Annotated in this window: 1 protein-coding gene; it reads left to right on the forward strand. The window is 36.4% G+C overall.

Annotation, left to right across the window (positions count from 1 at the left end):
- Positions 1–3256: hypothetical protein (locus KDG50_03415; protein ID MCB1864452.1), on the forward strand; the 3256-nt coding region annotated here is incomplete at both ends.

Here is a 3256-nt window from a genome sequence, read left to right on the forward strand (position 1 = left end):
GAGCTTGGCAGTGACTCTTCTTCTTACGTAGCACCTCGCAGTGAACTAGAGAGTAAGCTCTGTTTGATCTTTGCTGAAGTACTGGGTCTTGATCTTGGTAGCGTTGGCATTCGTGATGACTTCTTTAAGATGGGTGGAGATAGTATAGTAAGTATACAGGTAGTAAGTAGAATAAGACAAAGAGTTGATCTAGGTAATAATGTTTGTAGCGTTAAAGACATCTTTACTTATAGAACTATAGAGAAGCTCTATGATAACGTAGTAAGTAAACATCTGGAAAGCAATACTACTAACTCTTCTAGTATTACATCAGAACAAGGAATGCTCTCTGGTGAAGTAACTCTTCTTCCTATTCAAGAATGGTTCTTTGAGAATGACTTTACTACTCCTTCTCACTTTAACCAATCGTTCTTGGTTAAAGTAGCAAGTACTCTTGATATAGATATACTTCAAAAAGCAGTAGATGTTCTAGTAAACTATCATGATGCATTTAGGTTAAGGTATGATGGTGATAGGCAATATTACGATGATAAAGCTGCAGCTCTTCCTATTCAGACTCTTGATGTAAGTACTCTATCTGAAGCCGAGCTTCACGAAGTACTCACTTTATGGCAAAGTAGCTTTGATCTAACAACTGGACCTCTCTACTCTATAGGATACATTCATGGGTTTAGTGATAAAAGCTCTAGAATCTTCTTTGCTCTTCATCATTTAATAGTAGATGCAGTAAGCTGGAGGATACTCACAGAAGACCTGAGAGATCTTTATAGTAAAGCTGCCGATCCATCCTCTTTTGGACCTAAAGGCACAAGCTACCGTCAGTGGGTAGAAGCTATAAGGTCTTACGCAAGTATAAACAAAGAAGAGAGCAGTTACTGGGATAATGTAACTAGTGACATAAGTGGGAGTAACAAGATACTAGAGAGCATCTTTACTTCTACTTCAGTTGATTCATCAAGTGCATCAACTTCATACTCTAGTTTATCACTCACCAAGACTCTCACTAACAAACTCCTTAAAGAGAGTAATAAGGCTTACAATACAGAAATAAACGATCTACTCCTCTCTGCTCTTGGTTTAGCCTTAAATGAAGTATTGGGTAGCCTCGTTAATCACATTACCCTAGAAGGTCACGGCAGAGAAGAAGAAATAGGGAAGCAAAGCAGTCTCCATTTAGATCTATCAAGGACTATTGGATGGTTTACTACCATGTATCCAGTAAGACTTGAAGTAGGAAGAGATGTTGATAATGGGACAGTAGATCTAGCAAGTACTATTAAATATACAAAAGAACTCCTAAGACAAGTTCCAAATAAAGGAATAGGTTTTGGAAGTATAATTGGATATCAAGATCACTTACTACCGAAAGTAAGCTTTAACTATCTAGGACAGCTAGATCAAACTGCTCAAAGTAACAACAATGCAAATACTTGGAGCATCACAGAAGAAGCTAGTGGGATACAAGTAAGTCCAAATAACCATGATAGAAACATCATTAACATAAATGGTGCTATTACTCAAAATGTACTCTCATTTAGTATAGCAAGTAAGTTAAATAATGATATCACCAGTAAGCTAGCAGAAGTACTTAAGGATAAACTAGAAGAGGTAGTGAATCATAGCTCTTCTCTTCAAAGAACCTACCTCACTGTAAGTGATGTAGGTAACATAACTACTCAAGAATACTTAGATAAGCTACAGGAGCAAAAAGAAGTAGAAGCAGTGTATCTTGCAAATAGTTTGCAGCAAGGTTTTATCTATCATTACCTAAATCAAGGAGATGTAGATGATGCTTACTTAGTACAGGTTATTTGGGAGTATCAAAGCAAGCTAGACATAGACGTACTAAAACAAGCCTGGAAGTTAGCTCAAAGAAAATACCCGAGCTTAAGACTAAGATTTAGTTGGGATGAAGAGCTGCTCCAGATAATAGACAAAGAGGGAGTAGTAGACTTTAGGTATGTAGACCTAAGTGCAATCACAGATGCCACAGTACAAGAAGGTCAAATCAAACAAATACAGGAAGCAGACAGACTAGAAAGATACAAACTAGAAGAAGGTAATCTATTTAGATTACATATAATCAAACAAAGAGATGAGCTCTATACATGTATATTTAGTAGCCATCATGCCATACTAGACGGATGGAGCAATCCAATACTTCTAAACTTCGTACATAATGCTTACACAAAGCTCTCAAAAGGTGAAGAACTAAGCTACATAGATACAGTAGAAGACCAAAGCTATAAAGGTGCACAAAAATACTTACAAGACTACCGAGAGGAAAATAGTAAATACTGGCAAGACTATATAAACAAGATAGAAGAAAAAGATGACTTAAGCATCTTAATTACGAGTAATAAGAAAGGACTGCGCTTAAATAACTACAAACAAGTAGAAGATCATAAAGCAGCTACTTTAAGTATCAAAGATAGTCTATATGACAAACTAAAAACTTTAAGTAAAGAAGAAGGAATAACTCTAAATGCAATACTTCAATACGTATGGCATAAAGTACTTAAAGTATATGGTAGTAGTAATAGTAACAGCAGTAACAACCAAACCATCACAACCGTAGTAGGAACTACAGTATCAGGAAGAAACATTCCTGTAAGCAATATAGAACATTCAGTAGGACTCTATATCAACACCCTTCCTCTTATAGTAGAGCATAATACCAGTGAAGATACCACAACAACAATCGTAGATGCTATAAAAAAACTACAATCTGACGTTACAGAGATAAACACAAGAAGTAACACGAGTCTTGCTAAACTGCAAAAAGACGGAACAAGACTCTTCGACACCCTCTTTGTCTTTGAGAACTACCCAGTTCCAACAGAGAATAAAGAAACAAACGAAGAAGGCACAAAACAATCTCTCAGCATATATTTTAAACAAGCTATAGAAAGACTAGACTATCCTCTATCTGTAATAGCTTATGAAGGAAATAACTCCCTCACCTTCTCCATAAACTACGCAGGAGAGCTCTTTACAGAAGAAACAATAAAGCAGTTACTCTCTACAGCAAAAACTATCCTAACTCAAATAGGTGAAGTAGAAAACAGCTTAAGCAAAGATACCAAAGAACAAACTCTCACGTACTTAAGCACCCAAGAACAACATAAACTCCTAATCAACTACAACAATACCCAAGCTCCGTTTCCTCACAACAAGACAATACAGCAGCTCTTTGAGGAGCAAGCAGAGAGAACTCCTGATAATGTAGCAATCATCTACAATAACATAAGACTCA

The sequence above is a fragment of the Chromatiales bacterium genome (genome assembly GCA_020445605.1).
Classification (GTDB): Bacteria; Pseudomonadota; Gammaproteobacteria; order JAGRGH01; family JAGRGH01; genus JAGRGH01.